This window comes from Mycobacterium sp. UM_Kg27 (genome assembly GCF_000972905.1).
Taxonomy (GTDB): Bacteria; Actinomycetota; Actinomycetes; order Mycobacteriales; family Mycobacteriaceae; genus Mycobacterium.
Genome location: NZ_JRMM01000077.1, coordinates 1 through 19,955, shown reverse-complemented (window position 1 = coordinate 19,955; position 19,955 = coordinate 1). Strand labels below are relative to the sequence as shown.

Sequence of the window (19,955 nt, the reverse complement as noted above, 5' to 3'; positions counted from 1 at the left end):
TCGGCAGCGTCAGATGTGTATAAGAGACAGCCGCGGCGGCACGGTCCCATACCCATTCCTGGGTTCCGGTGGACTCCAGCACCAACACCGCCACCAGCGAGCCGAGCTGCGCGGACCGCTCCAGGCTCAACCCGGCGCTGCGTCCGGTGAGGAAGCCGGCGCGGAACGCGTCGCCGACCCCGGTCGGGTCGGTCTGGGACTTCTCCGGAACCACGCCGACGTGGATGCGGGAACCGTCCGGCGAGACGATGTCGACGCCGTCGCCGCCCAGGGTGGTCACCCGCAGGCCGACCTGCTTCATGACCTCGGCCTCGGTCCAGCCGGTCTTGGACAGCAGCAGGTCCCACTCGTAGTCGTTGGTGAACAGGTAGTCGGCACCGTCGATGAGCTTGCGGATCTCCTCACCGGTGAGCCGGGCCAGCTGCTGTGACGGGTCGGCGGCGAACGCCAGTCCCAGCTTGCGGCACTCCTCGGTGTGCAAGAACATCGCCTCGGGGTCATTGGCTCCGACGATCACCAGTTCCGGCTTCCCGCCGGCCTCGACAAGCTGGGCCAGCGAGATGTTGCGGGCCTCCGACATCGCGCCCGGATAGAACGACGCGATCTGGGCCATGTCCTGGTCGGTGGTGCAGACGAACCGGGCCGTGTGCGCGGTCGTCGAGGTCAGCACGTGGTCGCAGTTGACCCCGTGCGAGACCAGCCACTGGCGATAGTCGGCGAAGTCAGCACCGGCGGCGCCGACCAGGGCGGCGTCACCGCCGAGCACGCCGATGGCGAAGGCGATGTTGCCCGCCACGCCACCCCGGTGCACCACCAGGCCATCGACCAGGAAGCTCAGCGAAACCTTCTGCAGGTGATCGGCCAGCAGTTGCTCGGAGAACCGACCCGGAAAGCGCATCAGATGGTCGGTCGCAATCGAACCGGTCACCGCAATCGTCACTGAACAATCCCCCTCATATCGTCACCGTTGGGCCTGGATGTGGGTACCCACGGTAGCGGCCCGGTACCACCGGTTCGCCGCCGGGCAGCACAAAACCCCCGGCGTTCAGGTGAAATCAGGTGCTCAGTTGAACGAGTCGCCGCACGAGCACGAGCCGCCGGCGTTGGGGTTCTCGATGGTGAAGCCCTGCTTGTCGATCTGGTCGGCGTAGCCGATCTCGGCGCCCTGCAGGTATGGCGCGCTCATCCGGTCCACGGTCAACGTGACGCCGTTGAACTCCGCGACCACGTCACCGTCAAGGCTGCGGTCGTCGAAGAACAGGTTGTAGCGCAGGCCCGCGCAGCCGCCGGGCTGGACCGAGATCCGCAGGGTCAGGTCGTCACGACCCTCCTGTTCCAGCAGCGCCTTCACCTTGGCCGCAGCCTCATCGGTCAAGACCACGCCGTGAGACTCGGTGGTCGACTGATCCTGAACAGTCATTGCGTCTCCCTATTGCGGTTGTTCATGGGGGCGGGTCCGGCCTCGACTCGAGGCGTTCGAACCCACCAGAACAACGATACCCTGCGCCAACGTGTTCCCTATCGCCCCGGCGAAGCCGCAGGACGGCCACCGATCTGTGCCGCCGTCACGCTGGTCAGCCCGATCAGCTGGTTGGCCGCGTCAACCAGGGCTAGCCGCACGGAGCCGGCGTAGTCGGCGATCGCCCGGGCGGCCACCACCCCGGCCGACCGCAGTGCGGGTTCGTCCAGGCTGATCTGTCCGGCCAGCACCAGCAGCGGCATCTCCCGCGCCCGGGCCGCGGCCGCCAGCGAACCGACCACTTTTCCGTGCAGTGACTGCTGGTCGAAGTGGCCCTCGCCGGTGACCAGGACGTCGGCGTCGGCGAGCGCTGCCTCCAAACCGGTGTGGCGGGCCACGATCGCGGACCCGGATTCGACGGTGCCGCCCAGGGCCAGCATGGCGGCTCCGATTCCCCCGGCCGCCCCGGCGCCCGACGCGGCGCTGGCCTCCCATCCGGCCGCGGCGTCCAGTTCGGTCGCCCACGCGGCCAGCCGGCTCTCGAGGACCGCGACCGTGGCGGCGTCGGCGCCCTTCTGCGGCCCGAACACGCGGGCCGAGCCCCACGGGCCCAGCAGCGGATGTTCCACGTCGCACGCGGCGACCAACTCGACTCCGGCGAGCCGTCGGCGTCCCGCGGCCAGGCCGCCCAGTTCATCGACCATGCCGCGACCACCGTCGGTGCAGGCACTGCCGCCGAGCCCGACGACGATTCGCTGCGCCCCGGCCGCCAGCGCCGCGGCGACGAGCTGTCCCACCCCCATGCTGTGGGCGAGCAGCGCCGTCCGGGACGACGGTGGTTCGCCGAGCACTCCCAACCCGCAGGCTTGGGCGCATTCCAGATAAGCCGTGCTGGTTGTCGCGTCCCAGACCCACTCGGCGTCGACCGGGTCATCCAGCGGTCCGCTGACCCGTGTCTGCTGCAGCGTGCCCAGCGCGGTGGCCAGCACCGCGACGAAGCCCGGGCCCCCGTCGGACTGCGGTGCGATCGCCAGCCGGTCCTGCGGCCGGCTGCGATGCCAGCCCGTCGAGATGGCGGCGGCGGCCTGCACCGCGGTCAGAGTCTCGCCGAAACAGTCCGGCGCGATGAGCACCCGAAGCATCCGCGCCCGAGGTCCGGCCGAGCCGCCGGAACCCGGGTGATCAGCCATCTGTGCAGCGTATCGAGCCGCGCGGACGGCACCGCAAGCCGGGCGGACCGGGCAAGTAATCTGGCGGGCGTGAAGGTGCCGGGGCGTAAAAAAGACGAGGCTCAGTCCGCTGAGCCCGTGGTCTCCGCCGTCTCTGTCGACGGCGACGAGTCTGTGGGCGCCGCTCGTGGCGGGGTCACCGCGCCCAAGGGCCGGCCGACCCCGAAGCGCAGCGCCGCAGCCAAGCGCCGCGGCCCGGTGGCGCCGGCACCGATGACCTCCGCGGAGGCGCGGGCCCGGCGCAAGTCGCTGGCCGGCCCCAAGCTGAGCAAACAGGAGCGCCGGCTCGCGAAGGCCGAGCGCCGTGAGCGGATGGCCGACCGCCGCGCACGGATGCTGTCCGGCGACGAGTCCGCGCTGCTGGAACGCGACCGCGGCCCGGTGCGCCGCTACGTTCGCGACATCGTCGACTCCCGGTACAACCTGTTGGGCCTGTTCATGCCGGTCGCGCTGGGGCTGATGTTCATCATGATGGCGGTCCCGCAGGTCCAGTACTACATTTCGCCGGCGATGATGCTGCTGATGGTCTTGATGGCCGTCGACGGGGTGTTGGTTGCCCGCAAGGCCGGCCGGATGGCCGACGCCAAGTTCCCCAACAATGCCGAAAGCCGTTGGAAGCTGGGGCTGTACGCCGCCAGCCGCGCATCCACGCTGCGCCGCATGCGGGCACCGCGCCCGCAGGTGCGGCGCGGCGAGCGCCTCGACTGAGCCTGAATCGCGGCAGACAAACCTTGGATTCCGTGGATTTCCCGCCGGTCAGCCCACCCGATGCCACGGTGGCGGCAGCGGCGCGGGCCCGGCAGGACTCGCTGACCAAACCCACGGGTTCGCTGGGCCGCCTGGAGGCCCTGTCGGTGTGGGCGGCGGCCTGCCAAGGGCAGTGTCCGCCCCGACAGTTCGAGCGCGTCCGCATTGTGGTGTTCGCCGGTGACCATGGCGTAACCCAGAGCCGGGTGTCGGCCTACCCCGCCGAGGTGACGGCGCAGATGGTCGCCAACATCGACCGCGGCGGGGCGGCCATCAACGCGCTGGCCGCGATCGGCGGGGCCGGGGTGCGGGTGGTGGACATGGCCGTCAATGATGGTGCGACCGACTCCCCCGCGATGCCGACCGAGGCCAGTGCCTACAAGGTGCGCCGCGGCAGCGGCGACATCACCAGCGAGGATGCCCTGACCGCCGAGCAGACCCTGGCCGCGGTCGAGGCAGGTCGGCGCATCGCCGACGAGGAGGTCGACAGCGGCGCTGATCTGCTCATTCCCGGCGATATGGGGATTGGGAACACCACGGTCGCAACGACTTTGATCGCCGCGCTCACCGGCGCCGAACCCGCCGATGTCGTGGGTCACGGGACGGGCATCGATGACGCCGGCTGGGCGCGCAAGACCGCGGCGGTGCGCGACGCCCTCTTCCGGTCCCGGCCGCAGCACGGCGATCCGGTTGCGCTCCTGCGCTGCTGCGGTGGCGCCGACTTCGCGGCGCTGGCGGGGTTCTGCGCCCAGGCCGCGGTGCGGCGCACCCCGGTGCTGCTCGACGGGCTGGCGTCGACGGCGGCCGCTCTGGTGGCCGACCGGCTGGCACCGGGGGCCCGGGCCTGGTGGCAGGCCGGTCACCGCTCGCCGGAGCCGGCGCACGCGCTAGCCTGTGCGGCGCTGGGCCTCGAGCCGATCCTGGACCTGCAGATGCGATTGGGCGAGGGCACCGGCGCCGCGGTTGCATTGCCGGTGTTGCGCGCCGCTATCGCGGCGTTGTCGTCGATGGCGACCTTCGATGAGGCCGGCGTCAGCGACCGATCATCGTGATCGCTTCCCTGGCAGCGTCTTTCGCGTTCGGGACGATTCTTCCCGTTCCGGCCGGCCGGCCGCCGGGCCGCGGGGCGATGACCGCGTTCCCGGTTGTCGGCGCTGCTCTGGGCGCGCTGGCCGCGGCCGTGGTGTGGGCCGGTGGTTACGCATTCGGCCCGGGCAGCCCGGTGACCGGCCTGCTGGCCGTGGCGGCACTGCTGGCCGCCACCCGGGGGCTGCACATCGACGGAGTGGCCGACACGGCCGATGGGTTGGGGTGTTCGCGGCCCGCAGCGCAGGCGCTGCAGGTGATGCGCGAGGGTTCGACCGGCCCGTTCGGGGTGGTCGCGGTGGTGCTGGTGATCGGCCTGCAGGCGACGACTTTCCCGATGCTGAGCGCGGCACAGATCGGGCTCGCGGTCTGCGCGGGCCGGGTGGCTGCGGTGTTGGCCTGCCGGCGCGCGGTGCCGTCCGCGGCCGGAAGCATGCTGGGCGCCACGGTGGCGGGCAGTCAGCCGCTGCCGGTTGCGGCCGCCTGGGTGGCGGCACTGCTCGCCGGGGCGATACCTGTCGGCGCGGCGCCGTGGCATGGGCCGGTTGCCGTCGCACTGGCCCTGGGCTGCAGCGCGCTGCTGGTCAGGCACTGCGTGCGCCGCTTGGGCGGTATCACCGGCGATGTGCTGGGGGCCGTGATCGAGTGGACGACAACGCTGGCCACGGTAGCGCTCGTCGCACTGACCGCCGGTTGACCGCTTCTTCTTTTCGCATTTTTTCCGGACTCCTGGACATTTCTCCGCCATTATGTGTTATACCCAGATGACGGTTGTGAAAATTGCGGCGTCCATTAGCATCGTGGTCCGGGGGAGGACGCTGGATGACGCGCCATCAGAGCTATAGCAAGCGGAGTCGGGAATCACGCAAGGCGATGACCGACGGCACCGTTGACGACGACGTTGACGACGACTACCTCGCCTGTTGCGAGCGGGTGTCCCAGGATTGGCCGCTGGTGGCCGACGCGGACCTTCCGCCGAACCCGGTGACCTGACTCTTCCCCGGCACGCGACGCTGCGCCCCCGCCGCCTGCCCGTGCCCCGAAATGCAGTAGTCGACTACTGCATGCCCTCCTTGCCGGGCGTCATAGCGTCTGTGCTTATCGGATCACCAGGGCTTGCAAAGGGAATGCATCATGTCTGGTCAGCGCAACAGCAAACAACACCACGTCGTCCGGCTGGTCGGGCTCGGTAGCGCAGCCGGCGCGGTCTTGGCATTCGGCCTGGGACCGGTAGGCACCGCACCGGCCCAGGCGGACCCGTTCGACTGGATCGTCGACCTGTTCGATCCGGCCAGCTGGTCGTGGCTGGGCGTGGAGAACAACGCCGACCTGGACCTGGCGTACCTCGGGCTCTCACCGGCCGCCGCCGACACCGATCCCACCCTGGCCGAACTGTTCGACACCTGGATCTACACCCCGATCCACGACGCCGGCCAAGCCTGGCTGGCCACCCCATCCGGCATCGAGACCAGCACCTGGATCAACACCCTCTTCGGCAACGGCCAGCTGCTGATCGGCAACGGCGCCGACGGCGTCAGCGGCGGCACCAACGAACAGGCCGTGGGCGGCGACGGTGGGCTGTGGTTCGGCGACGGCGGACACGGTGGCACCGCTGTCGGCGGTTGGGGCGGCAATGGCGGCAACGCCGGGTTCTTCGGTAACGGTGGCGCCGGCGGCTACGGCGGTGGGCCCGGCTCCGGCGACTATCCCGGCGACGGCGGCGACGGCGGCAACGGCGGGATCTTCATGGGCCACGGCGGCGATGGCGGCGGCGGCGGAAACGGGGCCGCCGGCTTCGACGGCGGTCATGGCGGCGACGGCGGCGACGCGGTGAGTTGGCTGTTCGGCAATGGCGGAGCAGGCGGGCGCGGCGGGGACGGCGGCGACGGAGCGGCCGGCGGTGTGGGCGGCGACGGCTGGTACGGCGGCGACGGAGGAAGTACCTTCGCCCTCGTCGGTGACGGGGGCATCGGCGGAGCCGGCGGCAACGGCGGTGACGGTGGGTCCGCAGGCGCCGCCGGTACCGGTGGTGACGGAGGTTACGGCGGCCTGGGAGGCAACGGCGGCGCCGCCGTGACCGGCGCGGGCGGCGGCGGCGGGGCTGGTGGAAACGGCGGCAACGGCGGCAACGGCGGGACCACCTCCGGTCACGGCGGCGATGGCGGGGTCGGCTGGGGCGGCGGACGCAGCGGGAGCAACCTCTTCGACAGGTACTCCGGGACCGGCGGATCCGGCGGCCGCGGCGGTGACGGTGGCGACGCCAGCGTCGCCGGCTACTCGGCGGGTCGCGGCAACGGCGGTGGATGGGGCGGCTTCGGTGAAGTCGGTGGAGCGGGCGGCGACGGGGGCGCAGGCGGCAGCGGCAGTGGCGGCGCGATCGGTGCCGCCGGCGGCGCCGGTGGGACATCGGGGTTCGGCGTCGCCGGCACCGGTGCCGGCGGCAACGGTGGTCACGGCGGCGCCGACGGCGGGGGCACGGGCGGGGTGGGTGGCCTCGGGGCCGCCGCCTCTTCCGGGACCACTGCCGGCGGTGGCGGCGGTGGTGGTGGCGGCGTCGGCAGTGACGGCGGTACTGGTGGTGCGGGTGGTGCGGGCGGTGCCGGCGGCACCGGCAGCGGCCTCGACATCACCGGCCGCCTGGCAGGGGTGGGCGGCGCCGGCGGGACTGGCGGCGAGGGCGGCCGCGGCATCGGCGCCGGCAGCACCGGCGGGGACGGTGGGGTTGGCGGGGTCGGCGGGTCCGGTAGCGGAATCAGTGCCGTCGGCGGCGGTTTCGGCATCGGAGGTCGCGGTGGAGACGGCGGGACCGGCGGCGTCGCCTTCAATGTCGGCACGGGCGGCGAAGGCGGTGCAGGGGGCGTGGGCGGTGACGGCACCGGCGGCAGCTCCGTCGTCATCGGGCAAGGCGCCATCGGCGGCGGCGGCGGTACGGGTGGTGTCGGCGGCACCGCCGACGGCTTCGTCGACGCGGGAGCCGACGGCTACAACGATGGCACCGGCGGTGTGGGCGGTGACGGCGGCGCCGGCGGCGATGCGACCACTGCCGCCGCGGGCACCGCCACCGGCGGGTTCGGCGGCACCGGCGGGGCCGGCGGGGTCGCCCACCCCGGCGCGGACGGCAGCGGCGGTGTGGGCGGCGCGGGCCAAACCGTCACCGACGGCGCGGGTGCCTCCGGCGGTGATGGCGGACCAGGCGGCGCCGACGGCACACCCGGCACACCGGGAGTGCCGGGCTAATCCAGCCGGGCCATCCAGCCGTGGGTGTCGGCGAAGGTACCGCGCTGAATACCGGTCAGAGTGTCCCGCAGCGCCATGGTGACCTCGCCGGGCTGACCGTCGGCGATGGTGAATTCGCCTTCGGCGGATTTGACCTGTGACACCGGGGTGATGACCGCAGCCGTCCCGCAGGCGAAGACCTCGGTGATCTCCCCCGAGGCGGCCTTCTTCTGCCATTCACTGACATCGATCTTGCGTTCTTCGACACTGAACCCGGCATCGGTTGCCAACTGCAGCAAGGAGTCCCGGGTGATACCGGGCAGCAGCGAGCCGGACAACTCAGGAGTGACCAGGCGCGCCGAGCCACCGGTGCCGAACACGAAGAACAGGTTCATCCCGCCCATCTCTTCGACATAGCGCCGCTCGGCCGCATCCAGCCACACCACCTGATCGCAGCCGTTGTCGGCGGCCTGGGCCTGCGCGACCAGTGATGCCGCGTAATTACCGCCGAACTTGGCCGCGCCGGTGCCGCCGGGGCAGGCCCGCACGTACTCCGTCGACAGCCACACGCTCACCGGCTTGATCCCGCCCTTGAAGTACGCGCCGGCCGGTGAGCCCATCACCAGGCAGCGGTACTCGTTGGCGGGACGGACCCCCAGGCCCGGCTCGGTGGCGAAGACGAATGGCCGCAGGTACAGCGACTCCTCGCCGCCCGCCTCCGGCACCCAGGCGCCATCCACGGCGATCAGCTGCCGCAACGACTCGATGAACAGCTCGTCGGGCAGCTCCGGAATGGCCAGCCGTCGCGACGAGGCCCGCATCCGCGCGGCATTGGCCTCGGGCCGGAAAGAGACGATCGACCCGTCGCTCCACCGGTAGGCCTTGAGCCCTTCGAACACCTCTTGCGCGTAGTGCAGGACGATGGCCGACGGGTCCAGTTCGATGGGTCCGTAGGGAATGACCCGCGCATTGTGCCAACCCGCGTCCACCGTGTAGTCGATCGACACCATGTGGTCGGTGTGGTACTTGCCGAAACCCGGCTCCGCCAAAATGGATTCGCGCACCTCGTCCGGCGTCGGGTTTGCGGTGACCGACACATGGAACTCGAGGAGGCTGCTCGTCATGCAGCGATTGTATAACCGGTGCGCTAGCGGGTTTTTGCCGTGACGAACGGCGGCGTCACCACCTGGCATTCGACGGCGCGACCGCGCACGTCGACGGTGAGCTGGGCGCCGTCCTCGATACCCGCATCTACATCGATCAGCGCCAGCGCAATGCCGGCCTTCAGCGTCGGCGAGAACGTGCCCGAGGTGGTGACCCCGACCCGGCGGTCACCGTCGAGCACGGCCAGGTCGGCACGCAGCACTCCCCGACCCGTGGCGCGCAGCCCCCGCAGCAGCCGCGCGGGACCGGCCGCCTTCTCCGCCAGCAGTGCGTCGCGGCCGAAGAACGATTCCTTCTTCCAGCCGATCGCCCACCCGCAACGGGCCTGCAGCGGTGAGATGGCCGGCGACAGTTCATGGCCGTGCAGCGCATAACCCATCTCGGTGCGCAACGTGTCGCGGGCACCCAGGCCGGCCGGCTCACCGCCGATCGCCCGCACGGCCTCTACCAGCGCGTCGAACACCACCCCCGCCGAGTCCCAGTCCGGCAGCAGCTCATAGCCGTGTTCACCGGTGTAGCCGGACCGGCACACCCGCACCGGCACGCCGGCGTAGGCGGCGTCGGCGAACGCCATGTAGTCCATCTCGGTCGGCAGGCCGAGACCCGCCACAACCTCGGCCGATCGCGGGCCCTGCACGGCCAGCACCGCGCGCGAACGATGTTCGTCGGTGATCGTCACCCCGGCCGGCGCCACCTCCTGCAGCACGGCCACCACGGCCGCGGTGTTGGCGGCATTGGGCACCAGAAAGATCTCGTCGTCGGCGACGTAGTAGGCGATCAAGTCGTCGATAACGCCACCAGATTCGTTGCAGCACAAGGTGTATTGGGCCTGCCCCGGCGTGATTCTGGCCAGGTCGTTGGTGAGCGTCGCATTGACGAAGGCCGCCGCGCCCGCACCACGAACAGTCGCCTTGCCCAGATGGCTGACGTCGAACAGCCCGACGCTGGCGCGGGTGGCATTGTGCTCGGCGACGGTGCCGGCGTAGGACACCGGCATCAGCCACCCGCCGAACTCGGCGAAGCTGGCGCCCAGTGCGCGATGGTGGTCTTCCAGGGGTCCGTGTTGCAGTTCGCTCACGTCGATCCACCCTAATCGGCACACTGGTGTGAATGGTCGATTGGGATGCGCTCGAAGCTGCCGGTATCGCTGACGCCAGGGACCGTGCCGGCCTGGTCGAATACCTCCACGGCCTCGGGTTCAGCACCGAAGAGATGGCCGACGCCGAACGCCGGGGCCGGTTGTTCGGCCTGGCCGGTGACGCGGTCGGGCGTTCGGGTCCGCCCGACTACACGCTGCGCACCGCCGCCGAAGCACTGGGCGTCCCCCTCGACGACGTCGCCCAGGCCTGGCGAATGCTCGGGCTCAGTGTTCCTAGCCCGGACACCCCCGCGCTGAGCCAGGCCGACGTGGACGGGTTGGCCACCTGGGTGCAGATGCGGTCCTACCTCGGCGAACCGGTAGACGGCTTCCTGCGGGTGCTGGGCGCGACGATGGCGCGGCTGGCTGAGGCCGAGTCGTCGATGATCCGCCTCAGCGAGCCCGACATGTGGTTGGGTCACACCCGCGACGAACTGCGCACCGCCCGGGCCTGGCGCTCGGTTGCGGCCTATATCCCGCGCATCGGCGCGATGATCGACGCCGTCCACCGCCAGCATCAGGTCAGCCACCGGACATTCCTCGAGGGGCTGGCCGGTGGGCCGGCGGCCAGCCTGATGTGCGGTGTCGGGTTCGCCGACCTGACCGGTTTCACTGCGCTGACTCAAGTCCTCACGTCCGCGGAGCTGGCCACGCTGCTCACCGACTTCGCCGGCACCGTCGCCGACGTGGTGCATTGCGACGGCGGGCGAGTGGTCAAGTTCATCGGCGACGCGGTGATGTGGGTGAGTGCGACCGGAGAATTGCTGGCCAGGGCGGCGATCGACCTTGTCGACCATCCCAAGGCCCGCAAAGCCGGATTGCAGGTACGCGCCGGTGTGGCCTACGGCGAGATGGTGGCGATCAACGGCGACTACTTCGGCACCCCGGTCAATCTGGCCGCCCGCCTGGTGGATGCGGCCGTGCCCGGTCAGGTGCTGGCCTCCACCTGCGTCCGCGGAGAGCTCCCCGCCTGGCCGGCCACCCTTCAGGCACCGTTGACGCTCAAGGGTTTCGACCAACCCGTCCCGGCATACCAATTGCACCCGAACCCGGATCGTTAGGGTGAGTGCTTGTGAGCACCGAACCCGGACACCCCGCCCCTTCCGTCACCGTCGCCGCCTCGCTGCCCGCGAACGCCGATGAGGCCGTGCTGATCGTGCCGGTCGTTGCCGCCGACGACGACTCCGAGTCCGGCGCCGCAGTCGCCACGACCGAGCCGGCGCTGCCCGCCGAGGCGGTCGCCGAGATCGAGGCGGGACTGCGCGCACTGGCCGCCAAGGGCGGCAGCGAGCAGGTGAACCGGCTGCTGGTGGCGTCGCTTCCGGTGGCCAGCGTGGTGACCGTCGGGTTGGGCAAGCCGCGTGAGTCCTGGCCGGCCGACACCGTCCGCCGGGCCGCCGGAAATGCGGCGCGTTCACTCAACGGCACCGCCGCGGTGATCAGCATGCTGAGCGGACTACCCGGTGACGGGGTGCTGGCCGCCGGTGTCGAGGGGCTGCTGCTGGGCGGCTACCGATTCACCACGTTCCGCAGCGAGAAGACCGCCCCCAAGGAGCCGGGCCTGCGCGCGGTGACCGTGCTGTCCACCGCGACCGACGCCGAAGCGCAGGCGGCGCGTGGTGCCGACATCGCTGCCGCGGTGGCCACCGCGCGCGACTTCGTCAACACCCCGCCCAGTCATCTGTTTCCGGCTGAGTTCGCCGACCGCGCGAAGGCACTGGGCGAGTCGGCCGGTCTGGAGGTCGAGGTGCTCGACGAGCAGGCGCTCGCCGAGGCCGGCTACGGCGGCGTGATCGGGGTGGGACAGGGCTCCTCGCGCCCGCCGCGTCTGGTGCGGTTGGTCCACCGTGGATCACGCCTGCTCGACAATCCGGACGACGCCAAGAAGGTGGCGCTGGTCGGCAAGGGCATCACCTTCGACACCGGTGGCATCTCGATCAAGCCGGCTGCCTCGATGCACCACATGACGTCCGACATGGGCGGAGCGGCTGCGGTGATCGCGACGGTGGTGCTGGCCGCCCGTCGCGGGCTGCCGGTCGATGTGACTGCGACCGTGCCGATGGCCGAGAACATGCCGTCGTCCACGGCACAGCGCCCGGGCGATGTGCTCACCCAGTACGGCGGCATCACCGTCGAGGTGCTCAACACCGACGCCGAGGGCCGGTTGATCCTGGCCGACGGGATCGTGCGGGCCTGCGAGGACAACCCGGACTATCTCATCGAGACCTCGACGCTGACCGGCGCGCAGACGGTGGCGCTGGGCGCGCGCATCCCCGGGGTGATGGGTTCGGACGAGTTCCGCGACCGGGTGGCGTCCCTCTCGCAGGCCGTCGGCGAGAACGGCTGGCCGATGCCGCTGCCCGACGAGCTCAAAGAGGACCTGAAGTCGACGGTGGCCGACCTGGCCAACGTCAGCGGTCAGCGTTTCGCCGGGATGTTGGTCGCCGGGGTGTACCTGCGTGAGTTCGTGGCCGACGGTGTCGACTGGGTCCACATCGATGTGGCGGGGCCGGCCTACAACTCCGGCAGCGCCTGGGGCTACACGCCCAAGGGCGGCACCGGCGTGCCGACCCGCACCATGTTCGCGGTGCTGGAAGACATCGCCGCGAACGGATAACCGACGGCCGGCGTCAGGCTTATTCCTCCGCGCTCTGGGCGTTGCGCACCGGCCGGGGCGGCCTCGCGGGGTTTTCGACGCCCTGTTGAAACGACAGCGCCGCACTTTGCACCAACATCAACACGGCGAACACGGCAACCCAGAGCCAGGACTCCGTCGCGTCCAGGTGAGATGCCACATCGGTTTTCGGCAGCGCCGCCATTGAGCGGGTGATCGCCGCGACGATCAACACGGTGCTCAAGTACGGGAACGCGGTCCGGATGCGGCCGGCCATGGGCCCGATCGGCGATTCGCTGCGCCGTCGTGCCCGTCCCAGGAACCAACCGATCGCACAGGCCGCGGCGACGGCGACCGTGATGGGCACCGACAGTCGGTTGGCGTCGTCCCACAGCGGCTGCAATGGCTGATGCGTCTGCGGGTCACCGAGTGCGAGCGCCAGGTCGGCCAGCGTCGCCTCCACGAAGAACACCGCGATCGGCGGGACCAGGACCGCCACGATGAACACGCAATGTCTGATCAGTGTGCCTGCGCTACCCGAGACGAACTGCACTACGGCGTACAGCAGAATATAGAGCGAGGCCACAAATGATATGCCGCCCAACAGTTCTGCGGATGTGGCCCGACCGCTGACCACCGCGCATCCCTGTTCGCCGGCCAGCAGGCTGTATTGCACCGCCGTCAGGAACAGCCCCAGAAATGCGTTCATCAGCGCGACCCCGGTAAGGGTCTCGTGCTCGACCTCGCGCGGGTCCGGCGCATGACCGTCGCTGCGACGCCGATACGCACGATCGAGCACCAAATTGATGACAACGAACGCGAAACCGGCCAGCAAACCGGCTAGTTGGGCATAGTTGCGGGCCACGATCGAGACGTCGAAGCCGGTCCACAGCTCGCAGGCTGCAGCGATCTGCTCAGTTGGCACCCGCGAGATATTAGTGACGCTGAAGCGGCCGCAGTAGTGCTTTGAGGGACGCTGCGGTGCGCCATACCCGACGGCGTCGAGAGCCCTTCGACCGCCACCTCGATGTGTGCCGACGACGCCGCAATGACAGGATGGTTTTCGACAGTCCACCTGGACACCGCCCTCGCCCCACCACTGACGTGGTATCCAGGAAACGACGTGCAGCGACCGATCGAGCGAGGAGTCAACAACGATGGCCTTCTCAGTCCAGATGCCCGCCCTCGGTGAGAGCGTCACCGAGGGAACGGTGACCCGCTGGCTCAAGCAGGAAGGCGACACCGTCGAGGTCGACGAGCCACTCCTGGAGGTTTCCACCGACAAGGTCGACACCGAGATCCCGTCACCGGTGGCCGGTGTGCTGACCAAGATCATCGCCGGTGAGGACACCACGGTCGAGGTGGGCGGCGAGCTGGCCCTGATCGGCGAGGCCGGGGAAAGCAGCGGCGGCGAGAGCAGCGACGCCCCGTCGGCACCGGCGGCCGAGCCCGCCGAGCAGGCTCCCGCTGCCGAAGCGCCCGCCCCGGCGGCTCCCCTGTCTGATGCTCCAGCGGCACCCGCTGCCCCGGAGGCACCCGCCGGAGACGGCACCCCGGTGCTGATGCCCGAGCTGGGTGAGTCGGTCACCGAAGGCACCGTGACGCGCTGGCTCAAGCAGGTCGGCGACACGGTCGAGGTCGACGAGCCGTTGGTGGAGGTCTCCACCGACAAGGTCGACACCGAGATCCCCTCCCCGGTCGCCGGTACCCTGCTGTCGATCACCGCCGAGGAGGACACCACCGTCGAGGTCGGCGGCGAACTGGCCAGAATCGGTTCGGGTGCGCCGGCGGCTTCCGCACCTGAGCCGGCCCCCACCCCCGCAGCGGCGGCTCCCGCACCCGAGCCGGCAGCGCCCGCACCCGAGCCCGAGCCTGCTCCCGCGGCCCCCGAACCCGCCGCGCAGGCCAAGCCCGAGCCCACCCCGGCGCCGGCACCCGAGGCCACGCCCGCACCGGCACAGCCCGCCGCTGCCGAGGCCCCGGCCGGCGACGCCGCACGGTATGTGACGCCGTTGGTGCGCAAGCTCGCCGCCGACAACAACGTCGACCTGGGCCAGGTCACGGGCACCGGGGTCGGCGGAAGAATCCGCAAGCAGGACGTCCTGGCCTTCGCCGAGCAGCAGAAGGCGCCCGCCGCGCCGGCCGCTCCGGCCGCTCCGCGCCCGGCTGCCGCGGCGCCCGCCTCGGCGCTGGCACACTTGCGTGGCACCACTGCCAAGGCCAACCGGATCCGTCAGATCACCGCCAAGAAGACCCGCGAATCCCTGCAGGCCACTGCACAGCTCACCCAGACCCACGAGGTCGACATGACCAAGATCGTGGCGCTGCGGGCCAGGGCGAAGGCGGACTTCGCTGAGCGCGAGGGGGTCAACCTGACCTACCTGCCGTTCATCGCCCGCGCCGTGATCGACGCCCTCAAGGCCCATCCGAACGTCAACGCCAGCTACAACGAAGACGCCGGGGAGATCACCTACTACGACGCCGAGCATCTCGGCTTCGCGGTGGACACCGAGCAGGGACTGTTGTCCCCGGTGATCCACAACGCCGGTGATCTCTCGCTGGCCGGACTCGCGCGGGCGATCTCCGACATCGCCGCCCGGGCACGCTCGGGCAACCTCAAGCCCGACGAGCTGTCCGGGGGCACGTTCACGATCACCAACATCGGCAGTCAGGGCGCACTGTTCGACACCCCGATCCTCGTTCCGCCGCAAGCCGCCATGCTGGGCACCGGCGCCATCGTCAAACGGCCACGGGTCATCGTCGATGAGGCCGGCAACGAGTCGATCGGCGTGCGTTCGGTCTCCTACCTGCCGCTGACCTACGACCACCGTTTGATCGACGGTGCCGACGCGGGGCGGTTCGTCACCACGATCAAGAACCGACTCGAAGAAGGCGCGTTCGAGGCGGACCTGGGTCTCTAACAGCGCCTGGGGCATTCCAAAGAGCTGCAAGAGGATTCAGCTGTGAGCAACCCCATCGTCGCGATCGCCGGCTCGTCCGGGCTGATCGGCTCGGCTCTGGTGTCGGCGTTGCGCGCCGACGATCACCAGGTGTTGCGGATCGTGCGGCGGGCACCGGCCAATGCCGGCGAGCTGCAGTGGGATCCCGACGCCGGTCAGATCGACGTGGGCGCGCTGGCCGGAGTCGACGCCGTGGTCAATCTGTGCGGCGTCGGCGTCGGCAACCGCCGCTGGTCGGGAGCATTCAAGCAGAGTCTGCGCGACAGCCGGATCGCCCCGACCGAGGTGTTGTCGACCGCAGTGGCCGAGGCCGGCGTACCGGTGCTGGTCAATGCCAGCGGGGTCGGCTATTACGGCGACACCGGCAACCGCACCGTCGACGAGTCCGCCTCGGCTGGAACCGATTTCCTGGCCCAGCTCGCCGAGGACTGGGAAGGTGCAACCGCGTCGGCCCAAGCCTCGGGCGCCCGGGTGGTACTGGCCCGCACCGGCATCGTGCTGTCGCGATCAGGCGGCGCGTTGGGCCGGCTGCGCCCGCTGTTCTCCCTCGGACTCGGCGCCCGGATCGGCAATGGCCGCCAGTACATGTCGTGGATCAGCATGGAAGACGAGGTGCGGGCACTGCTGTTCGCGATCTCGCATGACACGCTGTCGGGACCGGTGAATCTGACCGGTCCGGCACCGGTGACCAACGCCGAGTTCACCGCGGCACTCGGACGGGCCGTTAACCGCCCGACCCCGATGTTGCTCCCGGCTTTCGCGGTCCGTGCCGGGCTCGGCGAGTTCGCCGACAGCCTCCTGACCGGCCAGCGCGCCATTCCCGCCAAGTTGGAGCAGGCCGGTTTCCGGTTTGCCCATCACACCGTCGGCGAGGCCCTGGCCTACGCCACCTCCCGGCCGACCCCGCTGTAGAAGCCCGGCGCCGAGTAGCCTGCGAACATGGTGTCCATCCGCTCCAGCGCCGCGCCGATCGAGGTGCGCCAGCTGGGCACCGTCGACTACGGCGAAGCCTGGCGACTACAACGCGAGCTGGCCGACGCCAGGTCGGCCGGTGGTCCCGACACTCTGCTGCTGCTGGAGCATCCCCCGGTCTATACCGCCGGACGCCGCACCGAGCCGCAGGAACGCCCGATGGACGGCACCCCGGTGGTCGACACCGACCGGGGCGGCAAGATCACCTGGCACGGTCCCGGCCAGCTCGTGGGCTACCCGGTGATCGGCCTCGCCGAACCTTTGGACGTGGTGAATTACGTTCGACGCCTTGAAGAGTCACTCATCGAGGTGTGTAACACATTGGGTCTCAATACGGTTCGGATAGACGGCAGGTCCGGGGTGTGGCTGCCGCAGGGCGGCGGCCGGCCCGCCCGCAAGGTCGCCGCGATCGGCGTCCGAGTGGCCCGCGCCACCACATTGCATGGGTTCGCGCTCAATTGTGATTGTGATCTCAGTGCGTTCGGCTCGATTGTGCCGTGCGGGATCACCGACGCGGGTGTGACATCACTCTCGGCCGAGCTGGGCTTTGTGACCGGCGTCGAGGATGTTCGCCAAGCCGTGGCCAGAGCGGTCGTCGATGCGCTCGACGGCGTGCTGCCGGTGCGCGAGCATTCCGGTCCGCGCGTAACATCGAACAGGTGAGTGCCGCCCCGGAAGGCCGTAGGTTAAGCCGTGCCGAAGCACGCAACGCCGAAACTCCGATCGAACGCAAGCCCCCGTGGATCAAGACCCGCGCCCGAATGGGTCCGAGCTACACCCAGCTCAAGGTTCTGGTCAAGCAGGAAAAGCTCCACACGGTGTGCGAGGAGGCGGGCTGCCCCAACATCTACGAGTGTTGGGAAGACCGGGAGGCCACCTTTCTGATCGGCGGCGAGGTCTGCACCCGCAACTGTTCGTTCTGTCTCATCAAGTCGGGTAAGCCGCCCGAGCTGGACCGCGACGAGCCGCGCCGGGTGGCCGAGAGCGTGCAGTCCATGGGGCTGCGGTATTCGACGGTCACCGGTGTCGCCCGCGACGATCTGCCCGATCAGGGATCCTGGCTCTACGCCGAGACGGTGCGTGCCATCAAGGCCCTCAACCCGTCAACCGGTGTCGAGCTGTTGATCCCCGACTTCGGCGGACGGCCCGACCTCTTGGGCGAAGTATTCGAATCCCGCCCGGAAGTGCTGGCGCACAACGTCGAAACCGTGCCGCGTATCTTCAGACTGATCCGGCCCGGCTTCAGCTACGAGCGCAGCCTTGACGTGCTGACCCAGGCCCGTGATGCCGGGCTGGTGGCCAAGAGCAATCTCATTCTGGGCATGGGCGAGACCCCCGAAGAGATCCGCGCGGCACTGGCCGACCTGTACGACGCCGGCGCCGAGTTGGTCACCATCACCCAGTACCTGCGCCCCACCGAGCGGCACCATCCGATCGACCGATGGGTCAAGCCCGAGGAGTTCGTCGAGCACGCCCGCTATGCCGAGGAGCTGGGCTTCGCCGGAGTGATGTCCGGGCCGCTGGTGCGCTCGTCGTATCGGGCCGGGCGGCTCTACCAGCAGGCGCTGGAAAACCGGGCCCGCCGCGAACAGGCCCCCGCCGTCGCCCCCGGCTGATTGACGCCCCGGCCGGCGGTAAGCCCCGCTGGGTATCCTTGGTGACTATGCCCAGACCGCGCACCACCACCGAGAACAAGGCTGCCCGGGCGGAAGCGAAAGCCACCCGCAAGGCCGCCAGCAAGCAGCGCCGCACCCAGCTGTGGCAGGCCTTCCAGCTGCAGCGCAAAGAGGACAAGCGGCTGGTGCCCTACATGGCCGGCGCCTTCGTGCTGGTCGCCGGGGTCACGACGGCGCTGGCGCTCAACGGCGGCACGTTCGCCAAGGTGACGACGATCCCGCTCGGCCTGGTGCTCGGCGCCCTGGTGGCGTTCATCATCTTCGGCCGGCGCGCGCAACGGTCGGTCTACCTCAAGGCCGAGGGTCAGGCCGGGGCTGCGGCGTGGGCGCTGGACAATCTGCGTGGTAAGTGGCGGGTGACCCCGGGGGTGTCGGCCACCGGCCAGCTCGACGCCGTGCATCGAGTGATCGGGCGGCCGGGCATCATCTTCGTCGCCGAGGGGTCGCCCTCCCGGCTCAAGCCGCTGCTGGCTCAGGAGAAGAAGCGCACCGCCCGGCTCGTCGGCGACGTACCGATCTATGACGTGGTGGTGGGCAGCGGCGACGGCGAGGTTCCGCTGGCCAAGCTGGAGCGTTACCTGACCAAGCTGCCGGCCAACATCACCACCAAGCAGATGGAATCGCTGGAGTCGCGGCTGGCCGCGCTGGGTTCGCGTACCGGAACCGCGGCCATGCCCAAGGGCCCGCTGCCCGGCGGCGCGAAGGTGCGTGGCGTCCAGCGCGCGGTGCGCCGGCGCTAGTCGAATCAGACCGTTGACCCTGCGCTGACCCGGCTCAGCGGCTGCGCACCACGGCGGTTGCGGTGGCCCGGTCCTGCAGGCCACGGCCGTCGGCGTCGGCAAACAATGCCGGGACCACCAGCGCGATCAACAATCCGCGGATCACGGCGCGGCCGACGCCCACGCCCAAGCCGGGGCCGTCGACGGGGACCACCCGCAGCCCGCAGGCGTACTGGCCGGGAGTGAAGCCGAAGAGTCGCACCGCGGCCACCCCGAGGACCAGCCAGATCCCCAGCACCACCGTGGCCAGGTATTCCGGCGTCACCACGCCCGCTGCCACGCCCAGCCCGGCCAATCCGTAGCCCACCATCCAATCGAGGGCCAGGGCTGCCATGCGGCGCCCCATCGGAGCCAGGGAGCCCGGGCCGCTGGGCGGCAGACCCAAACCCTGCCCGGGGGCGCTGTCGGAGTGACTGGGTCCGGCGGACTCCGGCCCGGACAGCCACGAGGAGAACGTGCGGCTCATGGCCCCTACGATAGGCGGGCGGCGAATCCGACCCGGCGTCGCAGGGTCCGGCCGTGGTTGCGTAACGTCAAGATCGGCAACCTCAGGGTCCGACCGGGGCTACCAGCGGAGGAGAACAGTTCTGTGACCGACAAGACGGCCGACGACATTCTCAAGCTCGTCGCCGACGAGAACGTGGAGTACATCGACATCCAGTTCTGCGACTTGCCCGGTCAGATGCAACATCTGTCGATCCCGGCGTCCACGCTGGACGCGAGCGTGTTCGAAGACGGGCTGGCCTTCGACGGATCCTCGATCCGCGGCTTCCAGTCGATCCACGAGTCCGACATGATGCTGCTGCCCGACTTCTCCACCGCCCAGATCGATCCGTTCCGGGCCGCAAAGACGTTGAACCTCAACTTCTTCGTCCACGACCCGTTCACCCGCGAGCCCTACTCCCGCGACCCGCG

General features: G+C 70.1%; 20 protein-coding genes. 13 read left to right on the top strand and 7 right to left on the bottom strand.

The genetic code is table 11. The annotated features are described in order from the left end of the window. From LI94_RS13265 to LI94_RS13255, 3 genes are all read right to left on the bottom strand, one after another. On the bottom strand, window positions 1-940 hold a 940-nt coding region (locus LI94_RS13265; RefSeq protein ID WP_046301461.1), incomplete at its 3' end, for a carbohydrate kinase family protein. A 123-nt stretch (window positions 941-1,063) separates the two neighbouring features. Beyond that, on the bottom strand, window positions 1,064-1,420 hold the full coding sequence (locus LI94_RS13260) for an iron-sulfur cluster assembly accessory protein (RefSeq protein WP_024440524.1): 357 nt from the start codon (window positions 1,418-1,420) through the stop codon (window positions 1,064-1,066). Between the two features lie 98 nt (window positions 1,421-1,518). Further along, a complete protein-coding gene (locus LI94_RS13255; RefSeq protein ID WP_046301460.1) occupies window positions 1,519-2,649 on the bottom strand; it encodes a glycerate kinase in 1,131 nt (376 codons plus the stop codon). Window positions 2,650-2,718: 69 nt separating this feature from the next. On the opposite strand from LI94_RS13255, the gene LI94_RS13250 reads away from it, so the two are divergent. From LI94_RS13250 to LI94_RS24960, 5 genes are all read left to right on the top strand, one after another. Further along, window positions 2,719-3,396, top strand: a complete 678-nt coding sequence (locus LI94_RS13250; RefSeq protein ID WP_046301459.1) for a DUF3043 domain-containing protein — start codon at window positions 2,719-2,721, stop codon at window positions 3,394-3,396. A gap of 32 nt (window positions 3,397-3,428) precedes the next feature. After that, a complete protein-coding gene (gene cobT, locus LI94_RS13245) occupies window positions 3,429-4,487 on the top strand; it encodes a nicotinate-nucleotide--dimethylbenzimidazole phosphoribosyltransferase (protein WP_024440527.1) in 1,059 nt (352 codons plus the stop codon). Further along, window positions 4,484-5,218, top strand: a complete 735-nt coding sequence (locus LI94_RS13240) for an adenosylcobinamide-GDP ribazoletransferase (RefSeq protein WP_024440528.1) — start codon at window positions 4,484-4,486, stop codon at window positions 5,216-5,218. The genes cobT and LI94_RS13240 overlap by 4 nt, the downstream gene beginning before the upstream one ends. A 125-nt stretch (window positions 5,219-5,343) precedes the next feature. Then, window positions 5,344-5,514: a hypothetical protein gene (locus tag LI94_RS23830; RefSeq protein WP_155943304.1), complete on the top strand. Its 171-nt coding sequence runs from the start codon at window positions 5,344-5,346 to the stop codon at window positions 5,512-5,514. Window positions 5,515-5,655: 141 nt separating this feature from the next. Next, a complete protein-coding gene (locus LI94_RS24960; protein WP_192830971.1) occupies window positions 5,656-7,758 on the top strand; it encodes a PE family protein in 2,103 nt (700 codons plus the stop codon). Here LI94_RS24960 and LI94_RS13230 read toward each other — a convergent pair. Further along, window positions 7,755-8,861, bottom strand: coding sequence for a branched-chain amino acid aminotransferase (locus LI94_RS13230; protein ID WP_024440530.1), 1,107 nt, complete (start codon window positions 8,859-8,861; stop codon window positions 7,755-7,757). The two genes, LI94_RS24960 and LI94_RS13230, sit on opposite strands and share 4 nt — an antisense overlap. A gap of 23 nt (window positions 8,862-8,884) precedes the next feature. Beyond that, window positions 8,885-9,979 carry a glycine cleavage system aminomethyltransferase GcvT gene (gene gcvT / locus LI94_RS13225; RefSeq protein ID WP_024440531.1) on the bottom strand — a complete coding sequence of 365 codons (1,095 nt, stop codon included), beginning with the start codon at window positions 9,977-9,979 and terminating at the stop codon, window positions 8,885-8,887. A 32-nt stretch (window positions 9,980-10,011) separates the two neighbouring features. Between gcvT and LI94_RS13220 the strand changes: the two genes are divergently transcribed. Together LI94_RS13220 and LI94_RS13215 are read left to right on the top strand one after the other, a co-directional pair. Continuing rightward, window positions 10,012-11,100, top strand: a complete 1,089-nt coding sequence (locus LI94_RS13220; protein WP_046301458.1) for an adenylate/guanylate cyclase domain-containing protein — start codon at window positions 10,012-10,014, stop codon at window positions 11,098-11,100. 11 nt (window positions 11,101-11,111) lie between these two features. Further along, window positions 11,112-12,656, top strand: a complete 1,545-nt coding sequence (locus tag LI94_RS13215; protein WP_046301457.1) for a leucyl aminopeptidase — start codon at window positions 11,112-11,114, stop codon at window positions 12,654-12,656. Window positions 12,657-12,675: 19 nt separating this feature from the next. Here LI94_RS13215 and LI94_RS13210 read toward each other — a convergent pair whose 3' ends face one another. Then, entirely contained in the window at window positions 12,676-13,578 is a 903-nt protein-coding gene (locus LI94_RS13210; RefSeq protein ID WP_052739938.1) for a hypothetical protein, read from the bottom strand. Window positions 13,579-13,810: 232 nt separating this feature from the next. Between LI94_RS13210 and sucB the strand changes: the two genes are divergently transcribed. Genes sucB through LI94_RS13185 form a run of 5 tightly spaced genes read left to right on the top strand, consistent with a single transcriptional unit; the run spans window position 13,811 to window position 19,001 of the window. After that, on the top strand, window positions 13,811-15,574 hold the full coding sequence (gene sucB / locus LI94_RS13205) for a 2-oxoglutarate dehydrogenase, E2 component, dihydrolipoamide succinyltransferase (protein ID WP_046301456.1): 1,764 nt from the start codon (window positions 13,811-13,813) through the stop codon (window positions 15,572-15,574). 42 nt (window positions 15,575-15,616) lie between these two features. After that, window positions 15,617-16,525, top strand: a complete 909-nt coding sequence (locus LI94_RS13200; protein WP_046301455.1) for a TIGR01777 family oxidoreductase — start codon at window positions 15,617-15,619, stop codon at window positions 16,523-16,525. A gap of 27 nt (window positions 16,526-16,552) precedes the next feature. Then, a complete protein-coding gene (gene lipB, locus LI94_RS13195) occupies window positions 16,553-17,248 on the top strand; it encodes a lipoyl(octanoyl) transferase LipB (protein WP_046301454.1) in 696 nt (231 codons plus the stop codon). Next, window positions 17,245-18,201, top strand: a complete 957-nt coding sequence (locus LI94_RS13190) for a lipoyl synthase (protein ID WP_046301453.1) — start codon at window positions 17,245-17,247, stop codon at window positions 18,199-18,201. The genes lipB and LI94_RS13190 overlap by 4 nt, the downstream gene beginning before the upstream one ends. 47 nt (window positions 18,202-18,248) lie before the next feature. Next, window positions 18,249-19,001, top strand: coding sequence for a DUF4191 domain-containing protein (locus LI94_RS13185; RefSeq protein WP_024440539.1), 753 nt, complete (start codon window positions 18,249-18,251; stop codon window positions 18,999-19,001). Window positions 19,002-19,035: 34 nt separating this feature from the next. On the opposite strand, the gene LI94_RS13180 is transcribed toward LI94_RS13185, so the two are convergent. Continuing rightward, on the bottom strand, window positions 19,036-19,506 hold the full coding sequence (locus LI94_RS13180) for an RDD family protein (RefSeq protein ID WP_024440540.1): 471 nt from the start codon (window positions 19,504-19,506) through the stop codon (window positions 19,036-19,038). Window positions 19,507-19,629: 123 nt separating this feature from the next. Here LI94_RS13180 and LI94_RS13175 point away from each other — a divergent pair. Beyond that, window positions 19,630-19,955: glutamine synthetase beta-grasp domain-containing protein (locus tag LI94_RS13175; protein WP_046301452.1), on the top strand; the 326-nt coding region annotated here is incomplete at its 3' end.

Bases quoted from the DNA above. Each gene is read 5' to 3' on its own strand.
- LI94_RS13255 (WP_046301460.1), bottom strand. From the start codon at position 2,649: ATGGCTGATCACCCGGGTTCCGGCGGCTCGGCCGGACCTCGGGCGCGG.
- lipB (WP_046301454.1), top strand. From the start codon at position 16,553: ATGGTGTCCATCCGCTCCAGCGCCGCGCCGATCGAGGTGCGCCAGCTG.
- LI94_RS13260 (WP_024440524.1), bottom strand. From the start codon at position 1,420: ATGACTGTTCAGGATCAGTCGACCACCGAGTCTCACGGCGTGGTCTTG.
- sucB (WP_046301456.1), top strand. From the start codon at position 13,811: ATGGCCTTCTCAGTCCAGATGCCCGCCCTCGGTGAGAGCGTCACCGAG.
- LI94_RS24960 (WP_192830971.1), top strand. From the start codon at position 5,656: ATGTCTGGTCAGCGCAACAGCAAACAACACCACGTCGTCCGGCTGGTC.
- LI94_RS13180 (WP_024440540.1), bottom strand. From the start codon at position 19,506: ATGAGCCGCACGTTCTCCTCGTGGCTGTCCGGGCCGGAGTCCGCCGGA.
- LI94_RS13185 (WP_024440539.1), top strand. From the start codon at position 18,249: ATGCCCAGACCGCGCACCACCACCGAGAACAAGGCTGCCCGGGCGGAA.
- LI94_RS13220 (WP_046301458.1), top strand. From the start codon at position 10,012: ATGGTCGATTGGGATGCGCTCGAAGCTGCCGGTATCGCTGACGCCAGG.
- LI94_RS23830 (WP_155943304.1), top strand. From the start codon at position 5,344: ATGACGCGCCATCAGAGCTATAGCAAGCGGAGTCGGGAATCACGCAAG.
- LI94_RS13230 (WP_024440530.1), bottom strand. From the start codon at position 8,861: ATGACGAGCAGCCTCCTCGAGTTCCATGTGTCGGTCACCGCAAACCCG.